The 23,620-nt window shown below is 66.4% G+C and carries 24 protein-coding genes and 2 pseudogenes; 11 read left to right on the top strand and 15 right to left on the bottom strand.

The window, feature by feature from the left end; all coding sequences use genetic code 11:
• Both AC1DZA_RS19375 and AC1DZA_RS19370 read right to left on the bottom strand, forming a co-directional pair.
• Positions 1 to 2,313, bottom strand: a 2,313-nt coding sequence (locus AC1DZA_RS19375; RefSeq protein ID WP_476773985.1) for an invasin domain 3-containing protein, incomplete at its 3' end; no start/stop codon positions are given.
• Between the two features lie 533 nt (positions 2,314 to 2,846).
• Entirely contained in the window at positions 2,847 to 3,041 is a 195-nt protein-coding gene (locus AC1DZA_RS19370) for a hypothetical protein (RefSeq protein WP_476773984.1), read from the bottom strand.
• A gap of 563 nt (positions 3,042 to 3,604) precedes the next feature.
• Here AC1DZA_RS19370 and AC1DZA_RS19365 point away from each other — a divergent pair.
• The 5 genes from AC1DZA_RS19365 to AC1DZA_RS19345 all read left to right on the top strand — a co-directional run bounded on the left by AC1DZA_RS19365 (position 3,605) and on the right by AC1DZA_RS19345 (position 9,801).
• Positions 3,605 to 4,618, top strand: a complete 1,014-nt coding sequence (locus tag AC1DZA_RS19365) for a DUF3560 domain-containing protein (protein WP_476773983.1) — start codon at positions 3,605 to 3,607, stop codon at positions 4,616 to 4,618.
• Between the two features lie 371 nt (positions 4,619 to 4,989).
• Positions 4,990 to 5,802 carry a hypothetical protein gene (locus AC1DZA_RS19360; protein WP_476773982.1) on the top strand — a complete coding sequence of 271 codons (813 nt, stop codon included), beginning with the start codon at positions 4,990 to 4,992 and terminating at the stop codon, positions 5,800 to 5,802.
• Positions 5,803 to 6,465: 663 nt separating this feature from the next.
• The gene (locus AC1DZA_RS19355) at positions 6,466 to 6,864 is read left to right on the top strand and encodes a DUF3846 domain-containing protein (RefSeq protein WP_476773981.1); all 399 of its coding nucleotides are present in this window, start codon (positions 6,466 to 6,468) and stop codon (positions 6,862 to 6,864) included.
• A gap of 98 nt (positions 6,865 to 6,962) precedes the next feature.
• Complete coding sequence (locus AC1DZA_RS19350; protein WP_476773980.1) at positions 6,963 to 8,432, top strand: ParB/RepB/Spo0J family partition protein; 1,470 nt, start codon at positions 6,963 to 6,965, stop codon at positions 8,430 to 8,432.
• A 1,135-nt stretch (positions 8,433 to 9,567) separates the two neighbouring features.
• The gene (locus AC1DZA_RS19345) at positions 9,568 to 9,801 is read left to right on the top strand and encodes a hypothetical protein (RefSeq protein WP_476773979.1); all 234 of its coding nucleotides are present in this window, start codon (positions 9,568 to 9,570) and stop codon (positions 9,799 to 9,801) included.
• Between the two features lie 87 nt (positions 9,802 to 9,888).
• Here AC1DZA_RS19345 and AC1DZA_RS19340 read toward each other — a convergent pair whose 3' ends face one another.
• Entirely contained in the window at positions 9,889 to 10,434 is a 546-nt protein-coding gene (locus AC1DZA_RS19340; protein ID WP_476773978.1) for a hypothetical protein, read from the bottom strand.
• Between the two features lie 361 nt (positions 10,435 to 10,795).
• Between AC1DZA_RS19340 and AC1DZA_RS19335 the strand changes: the two genes are divergently transcribed.
• Both AC1DZA_RS19335 and AC1DZA_RS19330 read left to right on the top strand, forming a co-directional pair.
• Positions 10,796 to 11,176, top strand: coding sequence for a hypothetical protein (locus tag AC1DZA_RS19335; protein WP_476773977.1), 381 nt, complete (start codon positions 10,796 to 10,798; stop codon positions 11,174 to 11,176).
• Between the two features lie 74 nt (positions 11,177 to 11,250).
• Positions 11,251 to 11,925 (top strand): hypothetical protein, encoded by a 675-nt coding sequence (locus tag AC1DZA_RS19330; protein WP_476773976.1) that lies wholly within the window; start codon positions 11,251 to 11,253, stop codon positions 11,923 to 11,925.
• Positions 11,926 to 11,944: 19 nt separating this feature from the next.
• On the opposite strand, the gene AC1DZA_RS19325 is transcribed toward AC1DZA_RS19330, so the two are convergent.
• The 7 genes and pseudogenes from AC1DZA_RS19325 to AC1DZA_RS19295 form a co-directional block, all read right to left on the bottom strand.
• Complete coding sequence (locus tag AC1DZA_RS19325; protein WP_476773975.1) at positions 11,945 to 12,244, bottom strand: hypothetical protein; 300 nt, start codon at positions 12,242 to 12,244, stop codon at positions 11,945 to 11,947.
• Positions 12,245 to 12,325: 81 nt separating this feature from the next.
• Positions 12,326 to 12,562, bottom strand: a complete 237-nt coding sequence (locus AC1DZA_RS19320; protein ID WP_476773974.1) for a hypothetical protein — start codon at positions 12,560 to 12,562, stop codon at positions 12,326 to 12,328.
• A gap of 56 nt (positions 12,563 to 12,618) precedes the next feature.
• Positions 12,619 to 12,867: a hypothetical protein gene (locus AC1DZA_RS19315; RefSeq protein ID WP_476773973.1), complete on the bottom strand. Its 249-nt coding sequence runs from the start codon at positions 12,865 to 12,867 to the stop codon at positions 12,619 to 12,621.
• 50 nt (positions 12,868 to 12,917) lie between these two features.
• Positions 12,918 to 13,043: pseudogene (locus tag AC1DZA_RS19310) on the bottom strand (helix-turn-helix domain-containing protein); the annotation flags it as partial.
• An 862-nt stretch (positions 13,044 to 13,905) separates the two neighbouring features.
• Positions 13,906 to 15,075, bottom strand: coding sequence for a C40 family peptidase (locus AC1DZA_RS19305; protein ID WP_476773972.1), 1,170 nt, complete (start codon positions 15,073 to 15,075; stop codon positions 13,906 to 13,908).
• A gap of 141 nt (positions 15,076 to 15,216) precedes the next feature.
• Positions 15,217 to 15,690, bottom strand: coding sequence for an SRPBCC family protein (locus tag AC1DZA_RS19300; protein ID WP_476773971.1), 474 nt, complete (start codon positions 15,688 to 15,690; stop codon positions 15,217 to 15,219).
• 958 nt (positions 15,691 to 16,648) lie between these two features.
• The gene (locus AC1DZA_RS19295) at positions 16,649 to 17,086 is read right to left on the bottom strand and encodes a hypothetical protein (RefSeq protein ID WP_476773970.1); all 438 of its coding nucleotides are present in this window, start codon (positions 17,084 to 17,086) and stop codon (positions 16,649 to 16,651) included.
• A 43-nt stretch (positions 17,087 to 17,129) separates the two neighbouring features.
• On the opposite strand from AC1DZA_RS19295, the gene AC1DZA_RS19290 reads away from it, so the two are divergent.
• A complete protein-coding gene (locus AC1DZA_RS19290; protein ID WP_476773969.1) occupies positions 17,130 to 17,336 on the top strand; it encodes a hypothetical protein in 207 nt (68 codons plus the stop codon).
• A gap of 150 nt (positions 17,337 to 17,486) precedes the next feature.
• Here the strand turns inward: AC1DZA_RS19290 and AC1DZA_RS19285 are convergent, their stop codons facing one another.
• Both AC1DZA_RS19285 and AC1DZA_RS19280 read right to left on the bottom strand, forming a co-directional pair.
• Positions 17,487 to 17,810, bottom strand: coding sequence for a transcriptional regulator (locus AC1DZA_RS19285; RefSeq protein WP_476773968.1), 324 nt, complete (start codon positions 17,808 to 17,810; stop codon positions 17,487 to 17,489).
• A gap of 512 nt (positions 17,811 to 18,322) precedes the next feature.
• Positions 18,323 to 19,051 carry an NYN domain-containing protein gene (locus tag AC1DZA_RS19280; protein WP_476773967.1) on the bottom strand — a complete coding sequence of 243 codons (729 nt, stop codon included), beginning with the start codon at positions 19,049 to 19,051 and terminating at the stop codon, positions 18,323 to 18,325.
• Positions 19,052 to 19,211: 160 nt separating this feature from the next.
• Here AC1DZA_RS19280 and AC1DZA_RS19275 point away from each other — a divergent pair, with 160 nt between their 5' ends.
• Positions 19,212 to 19,337, top strand: coding sequence for a hypothetical protein (locus AC1DZA_RS19275; RefSeq protein WP_476773966.1), 126 nt, complete (start codon positions 19,212 to 19,214; stop codon positions 19,335 to 19,337).
• A gap of 103 nt (positions 19,338 to 19,440) precedes the next feature.
• Here AC1DZA_RS19275 and AC1DZA_RS19270 read toward each other — a convergent pair whose 3' ends face one another.
• Positions 19,441 to 19,926 carry a hypothetical protein gene (locus AC1DZA_RS19270; RefSeq protein ID WP_476773965.1) on the bottom strand — a complete coding sequence of 162 codons (486 nt, stop codon included), beginning with the start codon at positions 19,924 to 19,926 and terminating at the stop codon, positions 19,441 to 19,443.
• A 522-nt stretch (positions 19,927 to 20,448) separates the two neighbouring features.
• Positions 20,449 to 20,994: pseudogene (locus AC1DZA_RS19265) on the bottom strand (DDE-type integrase/transposase/recombinase); the annotation flags it as partial.
• Between the two features lie 434 nt (positions 20,995 to 21,428).
• Here AC1DZA_RS19265 and AC1DZA_RS19260 point away from each other — a divergent pair.
• Positions 21,429 to 21,779 carry a hypothetical protein gene (locus AC1DZA_RS19260; RefSeq protein ID WP_476773964.1) on the top strand — a complete coding sequence of 117 codons (351 nt, stop codon included), beginning with the start codon at positions 21,429 to 21,431 and terminating at the stop codon, positions 21,777 to 21,779.
• On the top strand, positions 21,776 to 22,549 hold the full coding sequence (locus AC1DZA_RS19255; RefSeq protein ID WP_476773963.1) for a hypothetical protein: 774 nt from the start codon (positions 21,776 to 21,778) through the stop codon (positions 22,547 to 22,549). Before AC1DZA_RS19260 ends, AC1DZA_RS19255 begins: the two co-directional genes overlap by 4 nt.
• Positions 22,550 to 22,629: 80 nt before the next feature.
• On the opposite strand, the gene AC1DZA_RS19250 is transcribed toward AC1DZA_RS19255, so the two are convergent.
• A complete protein-coding gene (locus AC1DZA_RS19250) occupies positions 22,630 to 23,058 on the bottom strand; it encodes a DUF1801 domain-containing protein (RefSeq protein ID WP_476773962.1) in 429 nt (142 codons plus the stop codon).
• Between the last annotated feature and the right edge of the window lie 562 nt (positions 23,059 to 23,620).

Here is a 23,620-nt window from a genome sequence, read left to right as displayed (position 1 = left end):
GACCGCCGCGCCACCGGTCCCGACCGGGTTCCCGTTGCTGTCGAGCACGGTGACGGTGACCGTTGAGGTGGATGCTCCGTTCGCGGGAATCGTGCCCGGTGCCGCGGTGATCGTGGACGTGACCGGATCCGGAGCACCCGCAACGAGCACCACCTGGGTAGTGTCGGTGCCTGCCGTGCCGTTCAGTGTGAACCCGAGGGTCGAGGTGCCCGCGGTCGTACCCGCCGTGAGTGTCGCCGTGTACGTGCCATCACCGTTATCCGTGACCGCGCCCAGGGTGCCCAGGGTGGTGGACATCGTGACCGTGGCGCCACCAACCCCGACCGGGTTGCCGTTCACATCAAGCACCGTGACCGTGACCGTCGACGTCGATGCCCCGTCCGCGGGAATACTACCCGGCGCCGCGGTGATCGTGGACGTGGCCGGATCCGGGGCACCCGCGGTGAAGACGACCGTCGTGATGTCGGTGCCTGCGGTGCCGTCCAACGTGAACCCGAGGGTCGCGGTACCTACCGTTGTACCCGACGTCAACGTCGCGGTGTAGGTGCCGTCGCCTACATCAGTGACTCCGCTGAGGGTGCCGAGGGTGGTGGACATCGTGACAGTCGCACCACCAACCCCGACCGGGTTGCCGTTCACATCAAGCACCGTGACCGTGACCGTGGACGTGCTGGTCCCGTCCGCGGGAATACTGCCCGGCGCCGCCGCGATCGTCGAGGTGGCCGGATCCGCGCTGGTGACGGTCCAGGTGAAGGTGGTCTGATCGGTCACCCCGGCACTGGTCGCCGTCACCGTGACCGTGGAAGTTCCCGCCGCGGTCGGGGTTCCGGTGATCTGCCCGGTGGACGTGTTGATGCTCAACCCCGCCGGGAGCCCAGATGCCGCGTACACGATCGGGTCGGCACTGGTACTCGTCGCGGCCGCCTGGACCGTGACCGGGGTGCTCGTCACCGAGGCTTGGGCCGGGATCGGGTCAATGGCCACGGTCACCTGCACCAGCCTGGCCAACCGGTTCGCGGTGACCCCGTTCACCGACGTGAAGTAGCCGCCGGCAAGGATGCCGCCATCCGCCTGAACTGCAACCGAACGTATCGTGTCGCTGAAGCCGGTGCCGAGATTCGCCGCGAACGCGGCATCCACCGTGCCGTCCGCATTCAACTGTGCCAACCCAGCCGCGGCGACCCCGTCCACCGTGGTGAATGTACCGCCGGCGAGGATGCCACCATCCGCCTGCACCGCAACCGAAAACACGATGCTGTTGAAGCCGGTGCCGAGACTGGTCGCGAACGCGGCATCCACCGTGCCATCCGCATTCAACCGGGCCAAATTGTTCACGGCGACCCCGTTCACCGACGTGAACAGACCGCCAGCGAGGATGCCACCATCTCCCTGCACCACAACCGAGTTCACGTAGCCGCTGAAGCCAGTCCCGAGACTGGTCGCGAACGCGGCATCCACCGTGCCATCCGCATTCAACCGGGCCAACCCCGCCGCAGGGACCCCGTTCACCGCAGTGAAAGTACCGCCGACGAGGATGCCACCATCCGCCTGCACCGCAACCGAGTACACCTCGGCGGTGTTGAAGCCGGCGCCGAGACTGGTCGCGAACGCCGTATCGACCGTGCCATCCGCATTCAACCGGGCCAACCGGTTCGCGGTGACCCCGTTCACCACCGTGAAGTTCCCGCCGACGAGGACGCCACCATCCGCCTGCACCACAACCGAGAACACGTCGGAGTTGAAGCCGGCGCCGAGATTGGCCGCGAACGCCGTATCGACCGTGCCATCCGCATTCAACCGGGCCAACCGGTTCGCGGTGACCCCGTTCACCGCCGTGAATGTGCCGCCGACGAGGATGCCACCATCCGCCTGCACAACAATCGACCGCACTGTGTCCGAGTTGAAGCCGGTGCCCAGATTGGCCGCGAACGTCGTATCTACCGTGCCATCCGCATTCAACCGGGCCACCAGAGCCGCGGGGACCCCGTCCACCGACGTGAAGTGACCGCCGGCGAGGATGCCACCATCCGCCTGCGCCGCAACCGAGAGCACGTCACTGTTGAAGCCGGTGCCGAAACTCGACGCGAACGCAGAATCGATCGCCCACCCGGTCGTCACAGCCGAGGCCGGTACCGGCACGCCGACCACCAGCAGCACCACCGCGACCAGCCCCGCGACCACCACCCGGGCACGGCCACGAGCCCCCGCCCGACCCGATAGCTGCGGGGCGCGCCCAGCATGGGTTGAACGGGACCGACGCGACGCAACAGTAAGCACGAGACGCTCAACCTTCACAAACCCATCAACGAGCAACGAACGAACAAACGAAATGGTGAAGCGATCCAGACAATGCCTCAGTGTGACAGGCGCCAGCTACACCCGTACAGGACCCGTACCCCAGACTCGGGCGACACCCACCAGGCCTACAGAGCCGGACCAAGCTCGACCCCCCCAGTATTTTATGATACTAATCATTGGCCCGAACATTCGGCAGCACCGTCCTCCTCGCCGGTGACAGCGCCGCAACGCTCCATCCACAGTCCGGAATTCCGCGGGGCCTCGATCGGCGAACATCGTCGACAGTCTCGAGCCGGTGTTTCCGGAGCTCGGGTGATTCCCCTGCGGGTCCCCGTGGCCGCCCGGTTTGCCTGATCGCGTGTAGTAGCACCTGCCCCGGAGGCGCCCGTCGCGGTCAGCGAGAGCCTCGCGGCCGCTCGCGCGAGCCTGGACGCGATCGCCGCACGCGCACATACCAGAAGCGAGGCGACCTCCCGGCCAGGGCCGGACGCGACGTGGACGCCACCAGCCGAACCCGCCCACATCCGGGGCCCCCGCCACACGTAGGTTCACCGTCGGCGCGGGCCGCGCCGCCACAGCTTGACCGCCGTCTCCAACAGCAGCCGCAGCAGACGTTCCGCACGACGGGCACGGCCGCTGTCACGACCGCCGAGCATCGCGAATCCGGACACCAGGATCAGCACGACCGCGGCGAGAGTGACCGCAACGGTCGAGGCCGAGGCCAGCAGGACGAGAAGAGCCATGATCGGTGGAGCTCCAAACAGGTTGATAGGTCTGACACCCCGCATATGCGCGGCAGCAACCGCTCTATCCACACAGGGCCCCCGTGTCGGATCCGCTCATCAGCTCGACAGCCGGTGATCCGTGAAGTACTCAGTCCCGGAATCTCTGCCCGCCGCACACCCCAGCGCAACCAGCCGCGCAGCCTCCGCCGCCGCGGCGCACCCACCGCGCTCGTGCTCCGCCTCCGACATCCCCGTGCGCGCATGGGTGGAGTGGAGCCACCCTTCGGGCGGCCCGGTTGAACTTAGCGGTGCCGGCACGCCGGCGCAGTCACGTCGCCCTGCCCAGCCTTCGGCCGGGCAGGGCTTTTTCCCGTCGGTGGGGGGTTGTTGAACCGGCGACCATAGCGGGTGTTTGGGCGGCGTCACCCGGTCGGAGACCCCGGATGGTACGGGAAGGAACCCCGTTCCTGCGGGTGGCGGGGTTGTCGGGGTTGGGGGTGGCGCCGGTCTCCGGCCCGCTCTTGGCCTTGGTGTCAACCAGTCCCCACCGAGAGGAAACCCACGGGATGAATAGTTCGCAGATGCTCGAGCAGGCGGGTACGGAACCACGGCCGGCCCCCATGATCGAACCCGACGCGGCGTTGACGATCACGCACACGCACGAGGCGGGCACCCTGATCGACGGGACGGCACGTGGTGACGGCGCGGCGGAGATCTTGAAGGCGTGCGGGTGGCGGTGGGGGAGGAGCATCGGCGTCTGGTTCGTGCCGAACAGTCGTGACCGGTTGGTGCAGGGGTGGAAGATCGAGCGGACGGCGGCCGCGCTCCAGGTGGCCGGGTTCGAGGTCACCACGGTGATCGACACCGGGCGCCGTTCGACCGCGGACGTCGAGGCGGGGAAGATCGCCCGGCAGGCGGCCCGGGTGGACGCGCTCGAGGCGAAAGCCGACCGGAAGGCGGCCGCATCCGATGCGGCGTGGGCGAACGTGCAGCGGCGGTTGGATGGGTTGCCGCCTGGTGGTGAGCCGATCAAGGTCGGGCACCACTCCGAGGGCCGGCACCGGGCCGCGATCACCCGCGCCGATACCGCGATGCGCCGCTCCGTTGACGCGGCCGACGCCGCGGAGCACGCCACAAAGCGGGCGGCCGCGGCCGCGCAGACGACTGCGGGCCGGTACGCGCCGGTGACGGTCGCGAACCGGATTCAGAAGCTCGCCGCGGACATCCGCCGCCTGGAACGGCAGATCGTCGCGGACCACTACGACCCGGTGCGCGGGTATGTGCCGGCGAACGAGCAGATGCGAGCCGCGCGGGCGGCGCGGATCGCGCCGCGGCTCGGGGAGCTGCGCGACCAGCACGCGTACTGGGAAGGCGTCCGCGTCGAGCAGATCGCCGCGGGCGTCGCGACCGGGTACACGAAGGCGGACATCGGTAGGGGTGACCGGGTGAAGGTCCGTGGGGTGTGGCGGGAGGTGGTCCGGGTGAACCAGAAGAGCGTCAGCGTGACCACCGGGTACAGCTGGACCGATACGGTCCCGTACGCAGAAATCCAAGCACACCACCCGGCCCCAGCACCCGAAACCCCAGCACCCTAGGGGGGCGGGGCGTCCGGGGCGGGCGGTGTATAGCGGCACCGTCCGCCCCGGCACGTGGTGAGCGTTCAGCTCACCCGCCCACCGTATCCATCACCAGGCACCTGTCGGCGCGGCTGGCCGGGAGGGTAGGGGTGGTCCTGGTTCGGGCCGTCATCGTGTTGCTCGTCGTCGCGGGCACGAGCAACGCGATGACAGTTGACGTGGGCCCCACCTGGTGCGGGCGGGGCCACCCTGTGGGCGGCGCAGTGCTGACCTTGTGGGACCGGGCTTCGCCGGCGCTGTGCGCGCCTCCGCCAGCCTTTCGGCCGTGCCCACGCGATCATGACGACATGGCATGACGTCATGATCGTGCGTAATGATATGATCTTGCGGTGACCTTCCGTACTGGATTTGACCTCGACGGCCTCGGGGACGACGGACGGGCGACGCTCCGCGCGGCCTACCGTGCTGCTTCGGGTACGGCGGCACAGCGCCGGGCGATCCTGCTTGACCTGATCGTCGAGCGGTACGCGGCGTTGCCCTCGGCGCGTGCGCTCCAACGGGTGGTCGGGGGTGACGGCGGCGGCTGGCACCTGACGGTCCAGGACAAGCGCGCGGCGCTAGACACCGATCGTGAACAGGGCATCACGGAGCGGGCGAAGGCCGCGCTGCCGAGCGTTCAGGACCTCATTCCCGATGGGGGAAAGACCGTCGCGGACGCGGCGCTGGACGCGCTGAGCAAGGCACTCGACGGGGCGATCGTGGAGGCCTTCGAGCGCGGTCGTGTCGCAGGTGCCGACGCGACCGAGCGGATCCATGACGGCAGACTGGAGTCGCTGCGCGTGCAGGTTGAGCAGTTCCGTGCCGAAGCCATCGCGGCCGCGGCCGCGGAGCAAGCCGTGTTCGGACAGCTCGCCAAGCTCGAGCAGGAAGTCGAGCACCTGCGCATCCAGCGTGATGCTGCGCGCACGGGCATCGAGCACGCACGCGAACAGCTCACGGTCGCGACCGAGGCGCAGGCTCACACACGTGCCCGGCTGGAGGCTGTCACGGCAGAGCGCGATGAGCTGTCCATGATGCGCATCGAACGGGCCGAGGCGATCGGTGAGGTCCGGGTGCTGCGAAGCAGGGTCGATGAAGCGTTGGCTGAGCGCGATGCCGCACGTGACGAGTTGAAGGCATTGCAGAGCAAGCCCGGCCAGTAGAACGAGAACTCGGGCGCGATCCCGCGACGGGTGGCTATGTGGAGCGCACTCGTGCGACGCGGTCGATCTCCGCGACCACATCCTTGCGTGGCGAGCTCGGCCTGCCGGAGTAGTCAGATTCCCTGTCATAGGGCCGAACGGGGTCGGGGTGGCGGTGTATAGCGGCACCGTCCGCCCCGGCACGTGGTGACCGTTCAGCTCACCCGCTCACCGTATCCAGGACCGGTCACCTGTCGGCGCGGCTGGCCGGGAGGGTAGGGGTGGTCCTGGTTCTGGCCGTCGTCGCGCTGGTCATCGTGGGGTGCACGACGAGCGGGATGTCATTCCATTCTGGCTGCACCTGGTGGTGGATGTGGAGCCGCCGGCGGCGGCGCTGCCCTGGCCTGAAGGGAACCGCTCCGCGGTGCTGTGACCGACCCCCGTCGCCTCCGGCGTCGGGGGTCTTCTCTTCCGGTGTGACCGTGTGCCGGTCTGGTGCTGCGATCGTAGCTGCGTTCGTCAGCTGCGCACCCTCCAGTCGCAGTTTCGGAGAAACTTCCTCCGCCGCTTCGCTCCTCCGGAACTTGCTCCTGCCAACCGCTCCTTGCGGGTGCTTCGCTTCCTCTCTTCGCTCCTGATCTGCGCGCCAGACCGGCACACGATCCCACCGAAAGGGGAAAAGAAATGTGGAAGGCCATACGTATCGGGGTGGACGGGACGCTCGCGACCGTGCAGATCGATGACACCACCGGCGACGCACGCGTGCGCGGGCTGAACGAGACGATCGGGTCGCAGTGGTACGACGTCGTCGGATACAGCGACACGATCGACGTGTTCGTCGATGATGAGGGCCTGTACCGGTCCAGTCTGAACATGGAGTTGTCCGTGATGGCTCGCGCGGCCGGGTTCCCGGGGGTGCTGTTCGGTGCCGGGGTGTTCCTCGGCATCAGCCACGACACCGGGGAAACCCTGTCACTGACCGATGAGCAGTGCGCGGCGATCACCGCGGCATGGCGTCGGCCCCGGGACGCCCGCGAGTACCGGGCGATCCTCGCCGCCACCGGTCAACTGATCAGCCACTAGCACCCCGGGAACACCAAGACCCGGAGTCGTGAGTGCGCTTACTACTCACGGTTCCGGGTCGGTGTCCCACCACCATACCGAACAACGAAGGAGAACTGATGACGAGCAAGACCAAGACCCGCACCACCACCACGGCGGCACCCGATGCGACGCCCACGCCGGTGCCGGTGTCGATCGACTGGATCGACACCGCCACCGCCCGGTTGGACGCGAACATCCGCACCGCCCCGGACACGACCACCCCGGAGTGGGCGGCGTGGGTGTCCCAGTTGCGCGCCGAGGGGGTGGAGACCCCGGTCCTCGCGCGCCGGGACGATGACGGGAACGTGGTCGTGTGGGACGGGCAGCGCCGCCTCCTCGGCGCACGCGACGCGGGCATCTTGAAGGTGTTGGCGATCTTCGGCACCGCGCCGGGCGCCGACACCGAACGCATCCTTGGCCAGTTGAAGACGTTCAACCGGGCCGACCTGCCCGACGTTGACCGGGTGGTCGCGTATGAGCAGTTGGCGTTCGCGGGCATCGACGTGGCCACCATCGCCGCCCGCACCGGCGACAGCACCGAACGCGTCACCGCCGCCATTGCCGTCGCGAAGTCGGAGACGGCGAAGCAGGCCGTCGCAGAGCAGGTGTCCTTCGAGCGGGCGCTGCTGGTTGCGGAGTTCGATGGGGACGGCGACGCCCAGCGGCGCATCCTCGACTGCGCCGACGATGACGAACTCGGGTGGGTGGTCGAGGAAATCCGCGCCGACCGTGCCCTGACCGCACACCGCACGCAGGTGATCGCCGGGTACGAAGCACAGGGGATCACGGTGTTCCAGTCCCGGTGGGCCGACAGCGGTGAGTTCGTGCGGGTGTACTCGCTGACCGACGCCGACGAGGACGCCACCGACCGGCCCCCGCTGGACCCGGACCAGCACGCCACCTGCGAGGGCCGCGCGTTGACGGTGCGGGTYTGGGGCRCCGGCGAGGACGACATCGACGTCGAAGAGGTGTGCACCCGCCCGGAGCTGCACCAGCCCCGCTGGCGCACCGCCGAGACCTCCGCGACTCCGGTCGCGGCGGAAGAGCAGACCGCCGCGCAGGTCGAAGCCGAACAAGAGCAGAAGCGAGAAGCACGTCGCCGCCTGATCAACTGCAACAAGCAGTGGGACGCGGCCACGGTGGTGCGTCGGGAGTTCGTCGGGACGCTGCTGGGCCGGAAGGCGCTGCCGAAGGGTGCCGCGCCGTTCGTCGCGGCCACCCTGACTCGCCACCACGCCGAGGTCACCCGAGACTTCGGGGACCTCGCGGCCGGGTGGCTCGGTATCGACGGGGACGACCGTCGGGAGCGGCTCGCGAAGCGAGCCGAGGACACACCGACGAAGGCCGGGCACGTCACCCTCGGCATGGTGCTCTCCGCGCGGGAAGCGGCGACCAGCCGGGACTCGTGGCGGTACCCGAACGGCCGCGACACGACCTACCTGCTCCAGTTGGAGGCGTGGGGGCATCACCTGTCCCCGGTGGAACGGATCGCGGCCGGATACCCCGAACCCGACACTAAGCGTGACATGACGCCGGACGCGGCCTAACCTGAGCGGAGGCGACCCATTGCATCGGGTCGCCTCCGCGCCCGCCCTCCCTCGAGAAATCGAGCTCTCATGGGGCGGGCGCGGGTCCACCCCCGGAACGGGGGCAGACAGTGATACCCGGCCGGGTCTACGCTTCGCGGTGAGCAGGCACAGGGGCAAGGGGGACATGCCTGCTTTCCGCACCCGTCAGATCGCCGTCGGGTGTGACTGGCGGGTGCGGCCCCCTAGACCCCGGGGCCTGCCGCTACTGCGTCAGACCGTGAGTGGCTCCGCCCTCCCACTCCCGGCCCGCCGGCGGCACGCGACCCGTTCGGTCTTCCGTGACTGTCCGGGTGCGACGGTTCACCACCTGTGCACGGCACAGTTACTCCTCCGGGCTGTCCCGCACCCAGGCTGGAGAACCGTGACTTCCATACGCGGTGCTGCCCGACCGTGACCCGACGCACTCCCGTGTACAGCCGCGCCAGGGCGCGCCTGCACACCGGCGTGGACGGCCCACCCGCCCCGGTCCCGTGTCTTTGTCAGTCTGGTGTGGCTCAGGCTTGTCGCTTTGAAGTGGCCCAACTTGGTGGCTGTCGGGGTGTCGTGTCGTTCTGATCTGGCCCAGGGCTGAGCGCTTCCTCGTTCGTTGTTGAGCGAGGAGGGGAATCAGGCTTGAAGCCCGTCATTACCGCGTGCGCAGACCCAGCCGACGAATGTCCAATGGGCATAGCGCGCGGTGCGCGAGCGCAATCGGCTACAGGATGGTGTGAATGAGATCCACCTCGAAGTCTAAGTAGCCTGCGGGGCTGCCCGCGTGGGGCTATCGGTTGCAGCGCTCCCATTGGTCGCGGTCAAAGGCGACGGGGTCCCCGTCTACCTGCAGGTGCCAGAATTCGTCGTCCTTGCTGAGGTACACGCCGGTGACGGTCTCCGCGGTCCATCCGGTATCGCCGCGTTGAACCCACCGGACCAGCTGGATGGTGTGCCCACGTCGAGGCTGTCCCTGCGTCCAGTGCCGGCGTGCATGTGGCTCTGGGCGTTCACGTCGCTGTGAAGTACCGCTCATACCCGCGACTCTTCCACAACGACCGCGTCCACCGTCGGAACAACGCCCGCCCGGCCGTAGAGTTCCGATGTGTGGCGAATAGAGACGTTGGCAGGCCAGACCGGCCGTGACGTGTTCGATTGCGGCATCCCCGAGATGAACGAATGGATCCGCTTCGTCGCCGGCCAGTCTGGCCGCAACGGCAACACTCTCACCCGGGTCGCGTTGCACCCCGAGGACGGCAGGGTGGTCGGCTACTACGCCCAAAAGACCTTGACGGGTTCCCAGTTGCCTCTTCGGCATTCAGGACGGCATCGTTCCACCGGCTCCCCGCCGGGCTGACGAGTTGGCGTTGCCCGCCGCTGACCGAGCAAGAAAGGGGCTGCTACCAATCCGCGGTAGCAGCCCCTTTCTTGGTGGTGTGGCGGGTTAGCTGCGGCTGATCGAGGTGAGGTTCGCGCCGGGGAACGCGTACTGGAGCGTCACGTTCGGTGCTTGGAAGGTGCCGGTGCCGCCCTGCCACCAGGTGGTCGAGTGGCTGCCGGAAAAGATCTTGGTGACGCCGGTGAGGTTGATGTTCAGCGTCCCGGTGCCGTAGTAGCCGTTGGCGTTCGAGTTCGTCGCGCACGCGTCGCCGGTGGCGCATCCGGGGCCGCGCTGGGTGATCGCGAACGGGTTGAACACCGGAGCGTCGTCGAGCCTGGCTGCGACGACGGTGTTCGTTTCCGGGTCGACCCATCCGGTGACCGGCAGGCCGGAGTTCATCAGCGCGTCGATCTCTGCCTGGGTCTGGGTGCCGACGAGTCGTTCCAGCTCGGAGCGAACCAGGTAGTCATGCGCGGTCAGGGCGCTCGGCGCCGGCTGTGTGGCGGTGACCTCAGGCGCGGCTTCGGTCGCCGTCGCGGGAGCGGCCAGTCCGAAGGTGGCGGCGAGTGCCACGGTTGCGCCGGCGATCAGTGAACTCTTCAGTCCCATACGAGACCCCTTCATCTAATGAAACGTCAGCGTGCCGTGGTGAAAGACCTCTCGAGGTCTGTGCGCCGCGACCGTCGTTGCTGACATTGCGTTCGTATCCAGTAGGCCGTGCGGCACACCGAAGCCCTAAGTAAATCAGAATCTGATATTTCAAACGGTCCTCAGATTGAAGGACACGCACTCGAACACGAACCGCCGAAGGCCTCTGGGTGGGTGCTGGTTGAACCGGCGACCGTAGCGGGTCGGCGCCCGGCGCCCCCGGTGGTCATGTGCGGGTGGTTGGGGAAGGAACGGTCACTGTTGCGTTACTTTCTCGTTTCGCTTTTGGTGCGGTCATGACCGTTTCGAGTATGCTTATGGCATGGTCACTCTTTCGGCGGTGCGACTGCACCGGGATACGAATCGGGTTGATCCGCACGATCTGGTGCGGCAGCTCAACGCGGGTCTCGGAGCGACGTTGGTTGCGGCGCTAGCCGGCTCGAAGAATCGGAAGCAGCCTCATGAGTGGGCAAAGCCGGATGGTCCGGAGCCGCGGCCTGACGCGTGGAATCGCCTGCAGTTCGCGCACCAGCTCTGGACGGTCCTTTCCGTTGAGGAAGGCGTCGACGTGGCGCGACGGTGGTTCATCGGTGGCAATCCACTGCTTGGTGAGAGCACCCCGGTGATGGCGATTCGGGAGGACCGGCATGCGGATGTGCGCCGTGCGGCGCAGGCGTTCATTGATGGTGATGTCGACGAATGAGTTCGGCGGATGCCCGGACGTGTAGCGCCACTGGGCTGAGACTCCTGCGCGTCGACCGCCAGATCGGGTATCACGTGGCCAAGACGAGCTATGTTCAGCCGTCTGCGGCGACCCGGACACCGGACGTGCATCGGGATGAATGGGGCCGGTACGACACGCTGGGATCGACGTTCTACATCGCCGAGACCGCCGAGTGCGCGTACGCCGAGGTTCTTGCTCAGTTCAAGCGGAAGAACGGCGACGAGGATGTGCTTGAGCCGATCGCCGCGGTCCTCGGCATCACGCTTGACGAGCTCGTGCAAGACATCGAAGACCAGTGGGGTGAGCCGCGATTTCGTGGGGCAGGGGCCCTCCCGCCGGGCTGGCGTGATCGGCGCGGGATCTACCAGGTGATCGTGGACAGTGGGGAATGGTTCGTCGATATTGAGCACCCGGACTCGATCGCAGCTCTCGAGACCGGTCTTGAGCGGTTCCTCGCCAGCCAGGGCGTGGCTGCGCTGAACACGTCGGTCCTTCGTAGCGAGAACCGCTATCTGACGACGACTCTCGCTGATCTGGTGCGGGCCGCTCGCCTCGACGACGGCACCACTCCGCGCGGGATCTATTTCGGCTCCAAACACGGTGGTGCGTGGTGCTGTGCCATCTGGAACGCGAGCGAATGTGTGTTAGTGCGTGGCCCGGAACCGATCGAGCTCGACGATCCCGCATTCGCTGCTGCAGCAGCACGGATGCGACTTCACGCCTTCTGAGCTCGGCTTTCGTGAGGTGCTACGCACTGGCAGTTGCTGCACGGCGCGACATTCGCTGGAACGTGGGGACGTCGTCGTCGGGCTGGAAGAGAATGTTGAGGAACGCGGCGTCCCACTCGGTGCCGGCCCAGGCTCTCGCGTTCTTGAGGTCCTCAGGGGCAATGTCTGCTTCGTCGATGACCGCTCGAATGGAATCGTCCACATAACTCGACTGGAGCGCCTTGTCTGTGTTGGGCCACGCCGTAGGCGCCGCGCGGAGAAGGCGGCTCAACGATTCGAGGATGAGGACGGCATCGATGCTGGAACGGTCCTTCGTCATGCGGCTCACATTGCCCACCCAGGCTGAGAAGAAGCTGGCCGGCTCAGCTCCAGAGTGGTCACGAAGGTGGCTGCACGCACTCTAGCTCTCGCCCACGAGTGATGCGATGAACCTCCCCCATGCCGCATCCGCCGCCGCAGGTGTGGCGTGATCGCCGAGGCTGACGCGCTGCAGACCCATGCCTTCGATCTTCAGCTCGGCACGGAGCTGGACGAGTTCACCGGTCTTGAGGTCGAGACGGCCGACCGTGACGATATGAGCCGGGTTCACCCAGAGTGACGGTGTGCCGTTGTCGCCGGGAAGCGGGATCAGCTTCATGGGCCGAAGCCTATCCACGACGGGGGGACTCCTCGGCCAAGGTTCGAGTGTGGGTTTCAGGCGTCGGGCTCGCTGGGGGGTGCTAGTGGCCAGTCGGTGAGCCAGGCGGTGATGGTGTTGTCCCGGGTGACGGTGCGTATTGGCCGGCCGAGGGTGTCGGCGGCGTCGTGGGCGATGCGGATCCATTCGGGACCGGTGATCTCGGCGTGCTCGAGGTGCACGTGCGCGGCGCCGTTGAGTTTCAGTGATTTGGTGAGCTCGGTGACCAGCAGGGCATGCCGGTCTGGCGTTTCTCCTTCTCCCATGTCGCCCACGATACGGCTGTGGCGGCGGAGCGGCGAGGGGGGCTGGAGGCTCATGCGTCGACGGGCGGCCGTGCCACGGTCGTGTCGATTTCGACGGGGTGCCGGTTCAGTGCTCGGTAGACGGTGGCGCGGCCGATCCCGAACAGTTCGACGAGGTCGGCGATCGTCATATGAGACGTCGCGGCGACCGTGTCTTGTCAAAGTGCGCCAGTGCCATTAATGACAGGCCCGCGCCGTTTGATGACGGCGGTGGGGTGTGCGAGCGATTGTCGTCGGTCATGTTGTGCCCCAGAGGGCAACATGACCGACGACACTGCTGTCAGCTCAGCCTGACTCGGGGACCGTTCGGCTCTGTGGGATGGCGTGTTCGTCGTGGTGGGGCGTGCCGCTGCTGGTGTGAGGGGTGCGGGTTGGCGTATGCGGACACTGCCTGCGTGATCAGTTCACTCGGGCTCGCTGCGGCCCCTTGTTCGAGGAGCGCCGCGATGAGGCTGCGGGTTCGGGCGGGCACCCACACTCGGCCATCGTCCTGCCACGCTTGGCGCGCTGGACCGGTTGGCTTGTCGGGTTGGGGCGTCCGGGGTGGCGGAAATGCTCGGATCCCGGTGGCACGGAGGGGTGCCCGGTTCTTCGCAACCGGTATTAGATACCGGCCCCGGACCCGGTGGGCGTCGATGATGCCTGCCTGGATTTTCCCGATGATCGTGACCCGGGTGTACCCGGTCACCAACACCAGCTCCGGCACGGTCAGTTCGTGGGTCAGGGCAGTGAGCTTCTCGACGTACTCCTCGAACACCGCCGCCTCGACCGCTGATCGCAACCGTGCGCGCTCTGTCGAAGTTGACATTATTCCCCGCATTCGCTGGCGTTCAGCCTGTGCTGAGGCTACGCAACAGCTGGATGTTTCAACATTCTACCAACTGATATGTACACAGGGTGAAGCGTGATGAGCAGCTTTTGCCGCGGCTGCGGTTGCGGTCAGGGACTACAAGTAGGTGATCGGGATAGGAACAGCACCGGCTTCCAGGTGATGTGGTGTTACCCGGCGGGGCGGGCTGCCGCGGAGGGACTGCCCCAGATGAAGTACTCGCGCACGGGCACGCCCTCGCGGGGTGCTTCGAGGATGCGGCCGCCGCCGAGGTAGATGGCGACGTGGTAGTAGTCGCCGCCGCTGCCCCAGAAGAGCAGGTCGCCGCGCTGCGCTTGCGAGACTGGAACGGCGAGTCCGCGTGCGGCGAGCGTGTGGTACTGGTTGGTCGCGGAGTGGGTGCCGATGGAGATGCCGGCGTTCGCGTAGGCGACCTTGGTCAGGCCTGAGCAGTCCCAGGCGTTGGGACCGGCGCCGCCGAGGCGGTATGGCTCGCCGAGCTGCTGGCTGGCGAACCAGATGGCCGTCTCGACCGCTCCGGTGTTTGGCGGCGGCGTCGGGTCGGGCCCGGGGTCGGGTCCGGTGGGGGGAGTTGTACCGCCCCCGGGTGCTGGGTCTGGCGCGGGCTGCGCTGCTTCTGCTTCCTCGCGTGCCTGCCCCTCGACGCGTTGCCGTTCGAGCTCGGCTGTGGTGTCCTTCAAGCTCGCGAGCTGGGCGTAGAGCTGGGCCGACTTCTGCTCGTGCACCGCGGCGGCCGCGTTCGCGGCGTCGGCGGCATCGCGCGCTTCGTCGGCCCGGGTCTCCGCGAGGGAGGCGAGCCGCACGCGTTCGGCTGCGGCATCCGTGGCCTGTTCTCGCAGTGCCCGTGCGGTGTTCCCGTCGGCGACTGCCTGTGTGTAGACGGCGTTCGACTGCTCGCCGAGCTTCGAGGCCATGCCGAGCTGCGCGAGCAGGTCCCTGGCGTCTTCGCCCGAGAAAACCAGTTCGGTCGTCAGGTCGTTGCCCGCGGTCTTCGCGAGGTGCGCGGCGAGGAGGGCCGCCCGCATCTTCGAGATCTCGGCCACCAGGTCCGCCTCGTCGGCCTGCTTGCCGAGGGTGCGCTCGCGTTCGGCTGCCCGCTCGCGCTGGTCGACGGCCACCCGCCACGCCTCGTCGGCGATCATTGATGCCTGCACCGCGGCACCCGCTACCTGCTGGAGCTCCGCGAGCAATTCGGCAACCCGGCCGATCTCTGCGTGCTTTGTGGCCTCGTTCTGCTTCGCCTGCTCGATCTCGCTCCACGATGGGTAGTGGGGCTCGGCCGCGGCGGGCCCGCCGGCGAATCCGATCGACGCGGTCACCGCCCCGACCGCAACGGTCGAGAAGACGGTCGGCGGCTTCGCCCGCGAGGCCGGACACGTGCGGTTCTCAGCCAAGAGAGATCCCGCGGCCTGCCACCTGGAGCCTGCGGTGGTGCCTGCGGGGTGGTCGCCGCTGGTTGGTCATTGGGGTCGGCGGGGTGGGGCAGTCTCGATTTCGATGGCGTGCTTGAGGTCTGTCATATCGGCGTGGAGTGCCTTGCGGACCGGGCTGGCGAAGAGGGGTCCGATTAGGGACATTGCCTTTGCCCCGGGAGTGATCGGGTGTCCGGTGAAGGTGAGGGTGACCTGGGTCTGGTTTGTGTCGCGGATGGTGAACGAGTACCGGGAGCGGTAGGCGGTCCCATTTGAGGATGCTTCCACGGTGTAGGACTCGTGTGGGGTGAATTCGGTGACCCACATGACCTCGACGGCGGTGCGCCCGAACATGCGGCGGGTTTCTCGCCATCGTGTCCCGACGGTCAGTAACGGCGGACCGTCGAGGATATCGATGTGCTCGATTCCGGCGACCCGATCGGTCGCCTGGTCAAGGTCGCGGAACGCGTCGAAAACCGTGCCGATGCCCGCGTCGATGCCGATGGACGTTTCAATCTTCACCTGCGTGCCCCCGTGGTCAAAGTAGTCAGTGACATCGGCTCGGGTACACCTTGGGAATCTAGGCCTGCCAATGTGCTCGGTTCCCGGCCAAAGGTGTTTGCCTAGATGTCAATCACCCGAAGAGCGACATGCCCACCCTACCTAGAGAAATACCAGATGATCAATCGGTGGAACTACGTTCCGAGCTGCGGTGATGGTGGAGCCGCCAGGCCGGTGCGGTTTGAGCTGCGCGGAGAAGCAACGCCATTCCGACGCGGTCGAGGACACTCGAGATCGCCGGCCGTGAATCGCTCAGGTGAGACAGACGCCTCACCCGCCAACCCGGCGGCGGGGGTAGCGCGCGAGTTCATGCTGGTGTTCGAGCACGCGGGACGACGACGAACTGATGGAGGGAATCACCCCCTCGTCTTGTCTGCGCGCCCGAAGCTGACCGCCGCCTTCGGCAGTGGCTTTCAATGGGTTGGTGCCTGTCGCGACGGGCGGGCGTGAGCGGTCGCGTCGGTACCAATTGGTGGGTCATCTTGGGAGTCTTGTCCGGGGCGGAGCCACCGCCCGGAGGGTGGTTCGGCCGTCGTATATACATTGGTACGGGTCAGACCGGAGGAGATCTCTGGGCTGGGTGTCCATTGTGGGCGAGCGTCACGCTTCGGTGGTGGTGAGGTTGGTCAGGATTTGCCACGTCTATCAACGGGCTCGTCGTGGGTCCAAGGCCATTATCGAGCATCCCAGCGGATATCGTCAGGACGCATGGTTCTGGGGCGTGCACGTTCCGCGAAGGGCCGTCTATGTCGTTCGCTCTGGTGTCGGGTGGGAACCTCACACTGGTAGTTCGCGGGTCGCGTGCATCGGAACGGAGACGACGGGCAGCGGCATCGTTGGGTGGGTGCCGGACGCTGCATGGCGCGAATGGCAACGCGACCGCCGACGTCGCGCCCGGGCCGCAGCCAATCGCCAGTAGCTACACATCCTCAGTGCGTGCATCTCGGTCGCGGCCATTCAGGAGATACGGAAGGCTGCCGAGCGTGAGGTCATTGGATGCGGCGGTGTCGGGGTGTGTTCTTCCGCGGGGTCTGGTGTGGCGTGGCGTCCGGCGGTTGTGGGCTGCCGGCGCGATGCGGGCAGCGTGCCGCCCCGTGCGCTGCGGCCGTTGGAGGTTCACGCGGATGGTCGTGGTCCAGGCGGCGTACCGTCCTCGGAGTTGGTCGATGTCGGCCGGGGTCAGTCCACACTCGTCGAACCGGTCTGTGGTGATGCGCGTGAGCTGGTCAAGTTGCGCGGCGAAGATCGATGGTTCGAAGCCGGGGTCACGTTTCGCTGCGGCGTCGAGCAGTTCGGCATCGCTGAACAGGCCAGACGTGCGGATCGCGTCGACGTCGATGAAGTCGCGGGCTTCCATCCGGGTGTAGAGCGCGCTGACCTTGTTCCCGACGGTGTCTTCGATGGAGAGGACCGGGCCAACCTCGAGGGGCTACGGGGTCGCGTTCACGCCAGTCCACGGCCAGATCGATCGCACCGGTGTCGCCGGTCAGGGTGGTGACGTGAAGTTGTGCGAATCGTTCGACGCGTCGCACGACGGTGACGGCGTCACCGGTGTCTTCAAGCCGTTCGATGAGCTTGTCGACCGCGATGTCGAACTGGGCTGGTGAGGGGTCGTTGGTACAGGTCGACGTCGCGGGTGAGACGGTTCGCGATCCCGTGCTCGCGGATCGCGCCGGAGCCCGCGAGAGCGAACCCGTGCTCCGCGAGAACGTCTAACGCCATCCGGGTGATTGCGTGCTGCAGGTATTCGATGCCGCTCACGTGGCGGACGCCAGCTGCGGGAACCGGGACTCCCAAAGAGCACGGGCCCGCGCAGGCAGCAGCAGCTCTGACCACACGTCCATCAGGCGCACCGGATTCAGGAGCGCAACCTGGTCAGCAACCTGCCCTTCGCGCAGCACCGCCTGGTACGCCTTGATCACGCCACCCTGGGTATCGAGGTCGGCGACTGGGTCAGGACCCCAGTACACGCTCACTGGCAGCCGGACAGGACCGTGCGCCGGCCCTCGGAGTTCCTCGAGTCGCGCGGGTACCTCGTATGGTTTGACGTCCCGGTAGAACACCCGCTCGTCGGTTGACATGCCGCTCATCGTAGCCTCGGAGACGATTTTACCCGGTCGTTTGTGAGGTGCCCGGGGAGGGGCACTCACCATTCGGGCTGCCGCCCATCCCGATACCGTCCTCCTCGTGCTACCGGCGACCGATCCCGAGTGGCTGCTTGCTCGTTCGGTGACGACGGAACTGTCGCGCCCCGGCGACCAGCTACGTGCGCTGGTCGACGTCGCTGGACTTCTTCGTCAGCGGTTCGGGCTGGTCGAAGCACCTGTGAGCTCTTTGCCAACTAGGGCGTGTCTCCTTTTGGCGCAGCCAGGTGAGGATGGCGCTGAGCGTGACGGCGGCGCGGTAGGCGGACAATCGCCGATGCGGAAACGCGAAGCGGAGTAGCCGCACCAACTGGTACTACTTGGCGGTCATAGTAGACCGCCAAGTAGTACCAGATTGCACCGGCAGCAAGAAAAAACTCGGCCCCAGAGGGGCCGAGTGGTATGCGATAGGTCGTAGCAGGATTTGTCGTTGTGCGGCGGGTTGACGATCACCAACCAGTCGGTTTGGTCAGTCTGCCGATGGTTGCCGGAAGCTGCGATTCGTATAGCTCCGCGGCCGCGAGCTGGTGCCACCAGTGCCCGCCAACGCCGTCAGCTGGGGTGCCGCCAAGTTTTCCGGCCCGATAGTTCTTCGTCGGGTTGACGAGTCCTACGGGTACGCGGTTCCGTGCTTCTCGGATCGGGAACTCGAGGTCGCTGTCGTTGCTGATCACGATCGCTGCGTCGATGACGTTTTCCAGTACGTCGATGAGGAGGTGTGAGGCCACGTTGACGTCGGAGCCTTTCTCCTCACGGCGGGCCACTGAGGCCATAAATGTCGCAGCTGGTTGCGGGCTGCCGGTTCCGTCCTGGACCATCAACGGCCATGCCGGGTGACTGATCACTGGTCGCCCGTGCTTGTCGGCGGTCGCGAGTGGTGCCGTCGACACCCGCGACACGTAGTTACCCATTGCGAACTCGTCGACCGCGTTCGCTGCCTTCAGCGCAGGCAGGTATACGTCCTGGTCGCGTTGCCCGGTTGCGTTCGAGGCACCGCTGATTCTGGCGATGCAGTACACCACCCGCGCGATCGTGCTCCCCGGCCAGGCGGAGGCCATAACGAGGTTCGTGGCGAGCTGGCGAAGATCGATCCACCGCCAACCGGGCGTCGATCTGCCACAAAGGCCCCTCGCGCCGTAGTAGAGGTTGAACCCGTCGACGTAGACACCTACGCGCATGAAGCCATGATGGCCGCGACCACGGTCACGCAAGCTGGGAGCTACCTGAGGGTTGAGGGGCCGCTGTCCGATTCAACGGCGGAGACCGACCTATCCGGAGTGTGGCGGTTCGCCGCATTGGTGTTGGTGGAGGGCTGACCGCTCTCGGGAGGAGACGCATATGGAATCAGCAGTGTTCGGAACGGTCGTCATTGTCGCGGTGCTCGTCGGCGCTGGACTCCGCACCGATGAGCAGGGAGTGCATGCCCGCGGTATTCTCCGGATGCTGTGGAAGCGTCGCCAGTAGGTCGGCGTGTCAGCGGCTCGCCGAGTTGGGCGCAACGTGGGCAGAGCGGGTTTCCGACGGTGCCCGGGGCGCGGTCGCGAGTCTGAAGATCTGCCGTGTGCGGTCAGCTCGCGGCCGCCGAGGTAAGCAGCATACGGCGGTCGGTGTGCCAGATACGTCCACGGTTATCGGTGAACGCCATTGACGCGATGAAGTAGCGGTCGGTACGTGTGTAAGGGCGGAGGTGGCCGCCGTACTCGGCAGTTGAGAGCGGGAAATCCCATTCTGAGTCTTTGATGGGCACGAAGTAGTCGCCTGGTGGCAGCACCTTGAGTGCCAGCTTCTGCTGTCGGTTGCCGAACAACACGGCTTCCACGACGACATCGTGGAACGTCGAAGTGGAGCGGTTCGAGATCAGCACACCGTACGCCAACGGCTGGCTATGGCGGTTGGACACGGGCCATGCTGAGAGTTGCGATGCTTGCATGCGTTCAGCTCGGTCTTGCTCATCACGGCGCCGGTCGCGTTCTATCAGGTACTGCGATCCCGCGAAGATAACTGCAGCCGCCGTGATCCAGGCGGGGAGATCCCCGACGAACGACCAGTCCATTAGCACCCCTCGCTAGAGCCGCTCGCTGAGCGCGAGCCCCTGCGAAGGCGGGGGAAGCTCTGACATATCACATGATCATATTCATGATCGGGGTGGGCTCATCCTCAGCGGCTGACCGGAGTGATCGGATCTGCTACTCAAGAGGGTTGTGGCTATTCGTCGCGTTCCCGCCCGGTCCTCCTGAACTGGAGGAAATACTCTGCATCGTCGACTCAGTACTTGGGATCCTGGCGGCGGCGGAGTCCCAGTCGTGGGGACCGGGTGCCGTAGCCTCTGAGCGTGGACGATCACGAGCGGAATCCTGCTGGGCGGCTGTGGCTGTTTCTGAGTCACATGAGCACCAACGGCTTCCCCCGAACAGGCAGCGATCGCGCAAGTCGCGAGCTACGTCGGCGCCGAGCAGCGAACTCCGAGGTTCTACCACGCGCTCGGGTTGCTCGCCGAGCAGCCGCCTCTCACGAAGGACGCGGTTAAGGCGCTAGTCGGCGAACCGATCGAGGACCTGCTCAGAGGTGGTTTCAGTAGTCGGGTTGGTGGGCGGCGCTTGGTGACGTGGTGGACCTTCCCGTTGATCTCGCCCATGAACTGCTGGCACGCATCGTCGAGTTCGTCCCACGACGAGTACGCGGGCCGCAGGTTCGCGTCGGTGGGCACGATGTCCGCCTTCGCGAGCTTCACCGACGCTTCCGCGCCGCCCTTCGTGGCCGGGTCCGCAGGCTGGCAGGTCAGCACCGTGACCCCGTAGTAGCGGGCGAAGGACACGATCTGCGTGTTCCGCACGGGAACCCCGGCGATGTGCATCGTCGTGACGGTCTTCTCGTTGTCGGTCAGCACATACGTCGGCGCCCCACCCAACACCCGGAACACCCGGTCCAGGGCGGCGAACACCGACGGGATCGTCTTGTCCTTGATCGGGAACACCACCCGGAAGCGGGAGAACGCCGACCACGCCACGAACAGCACAGAGGATCTCCCATCGATGACCGGCCCGTCACCGAAGTCGTACTGCACCCACGGGCCGGGCTCAGCAACCCACGGGCGGTGCACCCGCCGGTGCCCGGCCCGAGCCTCGCGGGCGAGAGTGACAACGGATCCCGTGATGAGGGCGTGCTTCAGATTCAACACATCTCTCCTTATGCTGAAATTTCAGCATATCTAGGCTGTACTCTGACGAGGTCAGTCGGAGAACGCCGTCTCGCTGCCTATGGGCGACGGGCGGTGCTCGGGGGCGCGGTGGCGGAGTGGCGTTAGCGTTGGTCGTGGCCCGGCGTTGATCCCTTTTCATCTGTTGGGGGGAAGAGGTCTTTGGGTTGCGTACGTCGTTGTCGATCCGGGTCGATTTGATCGGCGGGCGGGGTGTGGATCTTTGGCCGCGGCCGGGTCGGGTGTTCGTCTGCTCCCCTAGTCACACGTTCTCGTAGTTGGCGACCGCGATTGATGATGCGTTCGCCCGGTGGGATCGATCGCATCTGTACTAGTTCGACCTTGTCGGTGGTGTCCGGGTGGGACGCCCGGACTGGGAGTACGACTGGCAGGACGACGCCGGGGAGCTACTCGATGATCGCCGGCTGCGCTTGGGCTGGCTGGGTTCGGGGGAGCAGTTCGTCTACGAGTTCGACTTCGGCGACTGGTGGATGCACTTGTGCACGGTCGGGTCGCAGCGGATCGATCCGCTCGAGGTGTTGGGTGTTCTCCCTGACCGGCCTATGCCGTACTGGGGGTGGGGTGATATCCCGGACCAGTACGCGCGCCGGTGGGATGGTGATGACGGCGAGTTCGAAGGCCCCAGACCTGACCGCCAGCTCCGGGATCTGCCGCCCGTCCGCCCCCGGTGGGGACGATCGATGCGGTGACGGTGCTGACGGCCTGCAATGGAGTCACAGGGCTCGGGCCGGCGAGAGCAGATCTCTTGGTGGTGGTGGTGGTGGTGGGTGGTCGGTGGTGGTCGTATCGTGTGCGGATGGTGTTGGGGGAGATGTCTGAGGCGTCGTTTCGGGCGTTAGGGAACAGGGTCATGGGGCTAACGCCGATCTTGGCCGAGTATCTGTTCCTGGCTGACGATGATGACGAGATCGGTCGGCGCCGGATAATGCAGCAGGCGGCGTTGTTGCAGGGGCTGTTGTGGCACGCCTCGGACATCGTCCTTGACGAGCTGTTCGAGGATGTCGAGGCGGCTGAGCTTGCTCGCGGCACGGGGGAATGGGCTGCGTCGGAGTCGTTCGCGGTTGGGTTTCTGCCGGAGCAATACGCGGATCGGTACGACGTGCGGTTCATTCGTCGATTCTTGGTGCAGGCGGCCGTGGTGACGTCGCGGTTGGCGGGGGAGTGGTCGCCGCCGCGGTGTGTCGCGGACGAGTTGGTGGTCCGGCTGCTCCTGGACAAGGTCCAAGTGTTGGTGGAATCGTACGAGCTTCGGGTGGGCCCGGAATGGCGTGGTGACTTGGAGGACATGCTTCTGGAGGACGCCGACGCGGAGATGTTGTACGGCGACCAAGACGATCCGCTGGTCCGGGCGATCCTGGCGAATGGCGAGAATCTGGACTTTGACGACTGGTTCGTGCCGTTCGGGGACGGCGGCGGGATCGCGCCGTACGCGGCTGCTGTCGACGAGCCCAGGACGTAGTGAGGCTGAACCGGGCGGGCGGTGATGAGATCGTGGGTCTCGGCTGGGTTCCCCGCCCGTAAGGTGGCTAACCGGTGTCGTTACTGGGGTCGCATGAGCAGGGAGGCGTGCTCGGCATCGCTGGCGAGGTGCACGGACCGTTTGACGAGGTCGCGCAGGGTGTTCAGGTCGATGTCGGAGAGGGTCTTGATGTAGAGCTTGCTCACACCGGTCTTGTGGGCGCCGAGCTTCGCCATCAGGTCGTGGTCACGCTCCTGGAATCCGTTCATGAGATTGACGACCAGGTGGGTCGTCCGCGGTGAGAAACCCGCGAGGGGAATGGTGCCCTCGCGCCCGCTCTGGTACCGGTAGTGCAGTGTGCCGAAGCCCACGATGCTTGGGCCCCAAAGCACTGGGAGCTCACCGGTGATCTCGCCGAGCAGTCCGCAGAGCACGTTGGCGTCGGCCCGGCGCGTCGCATTCGGGATCGCGTCGAGGAACGCATTCACATCGGCCGATGTCGGCCGCATTACCGGATGCTTCACCATTCGCCCAGGCTACCCGCGGGTGGGTTCTGGTGCGGCGAGGATTGGTGCCAGGCTGTCTTGGTGGCTGTTGGCCTTTTCGGCGCTACCAGCCACCAAACCAGAAGGCGCGTGCCGTCGCCCGCGGGACTGTGGGTTCAGTAGTGCCGGCCGTTGGCCGGCGCTGTGTTTGTCCCGGCCCTTGCCTTCGGTTGGGCCGGGCGTTTCCTCTGGGTGGGGTCTGGTTGAACCGGCGACCATAGCGGGTCGGTGCCCGGTGCCACCCGGTCCCGAGCGCATTGGTTCGGGTTGGGGTGGTTGAAGCGCCCCGGGTTCTCTGCCGCTCTTTTCTGAGCGACACGAGAGGATGGCAAGGTGCCACGCAAGATTGACCACGAAGTTCGTTCCAGGGCTGTGCGGATGGTGACACAGCACCGTTCGGAGTACTCGTCAGAGACCGCCGTCAGAGCCCAGGTCGCCGAGTCGCTCGGGGTCTCGCAGGAGTCCGTGCGCCGGTGGGTGCAGCAGTTCGAGATCGACACCGGCGTCGTCGCGGGGGTCTCGTCCG

Source organism: Agromyces sp. P2_B3, from assembly GCF_056404815.1.
The sequence above is the reverse complement of the archived record's forward strand: the minus strand, read 5'-3'. Positions and strand labels throughout refer to the sequence as shown.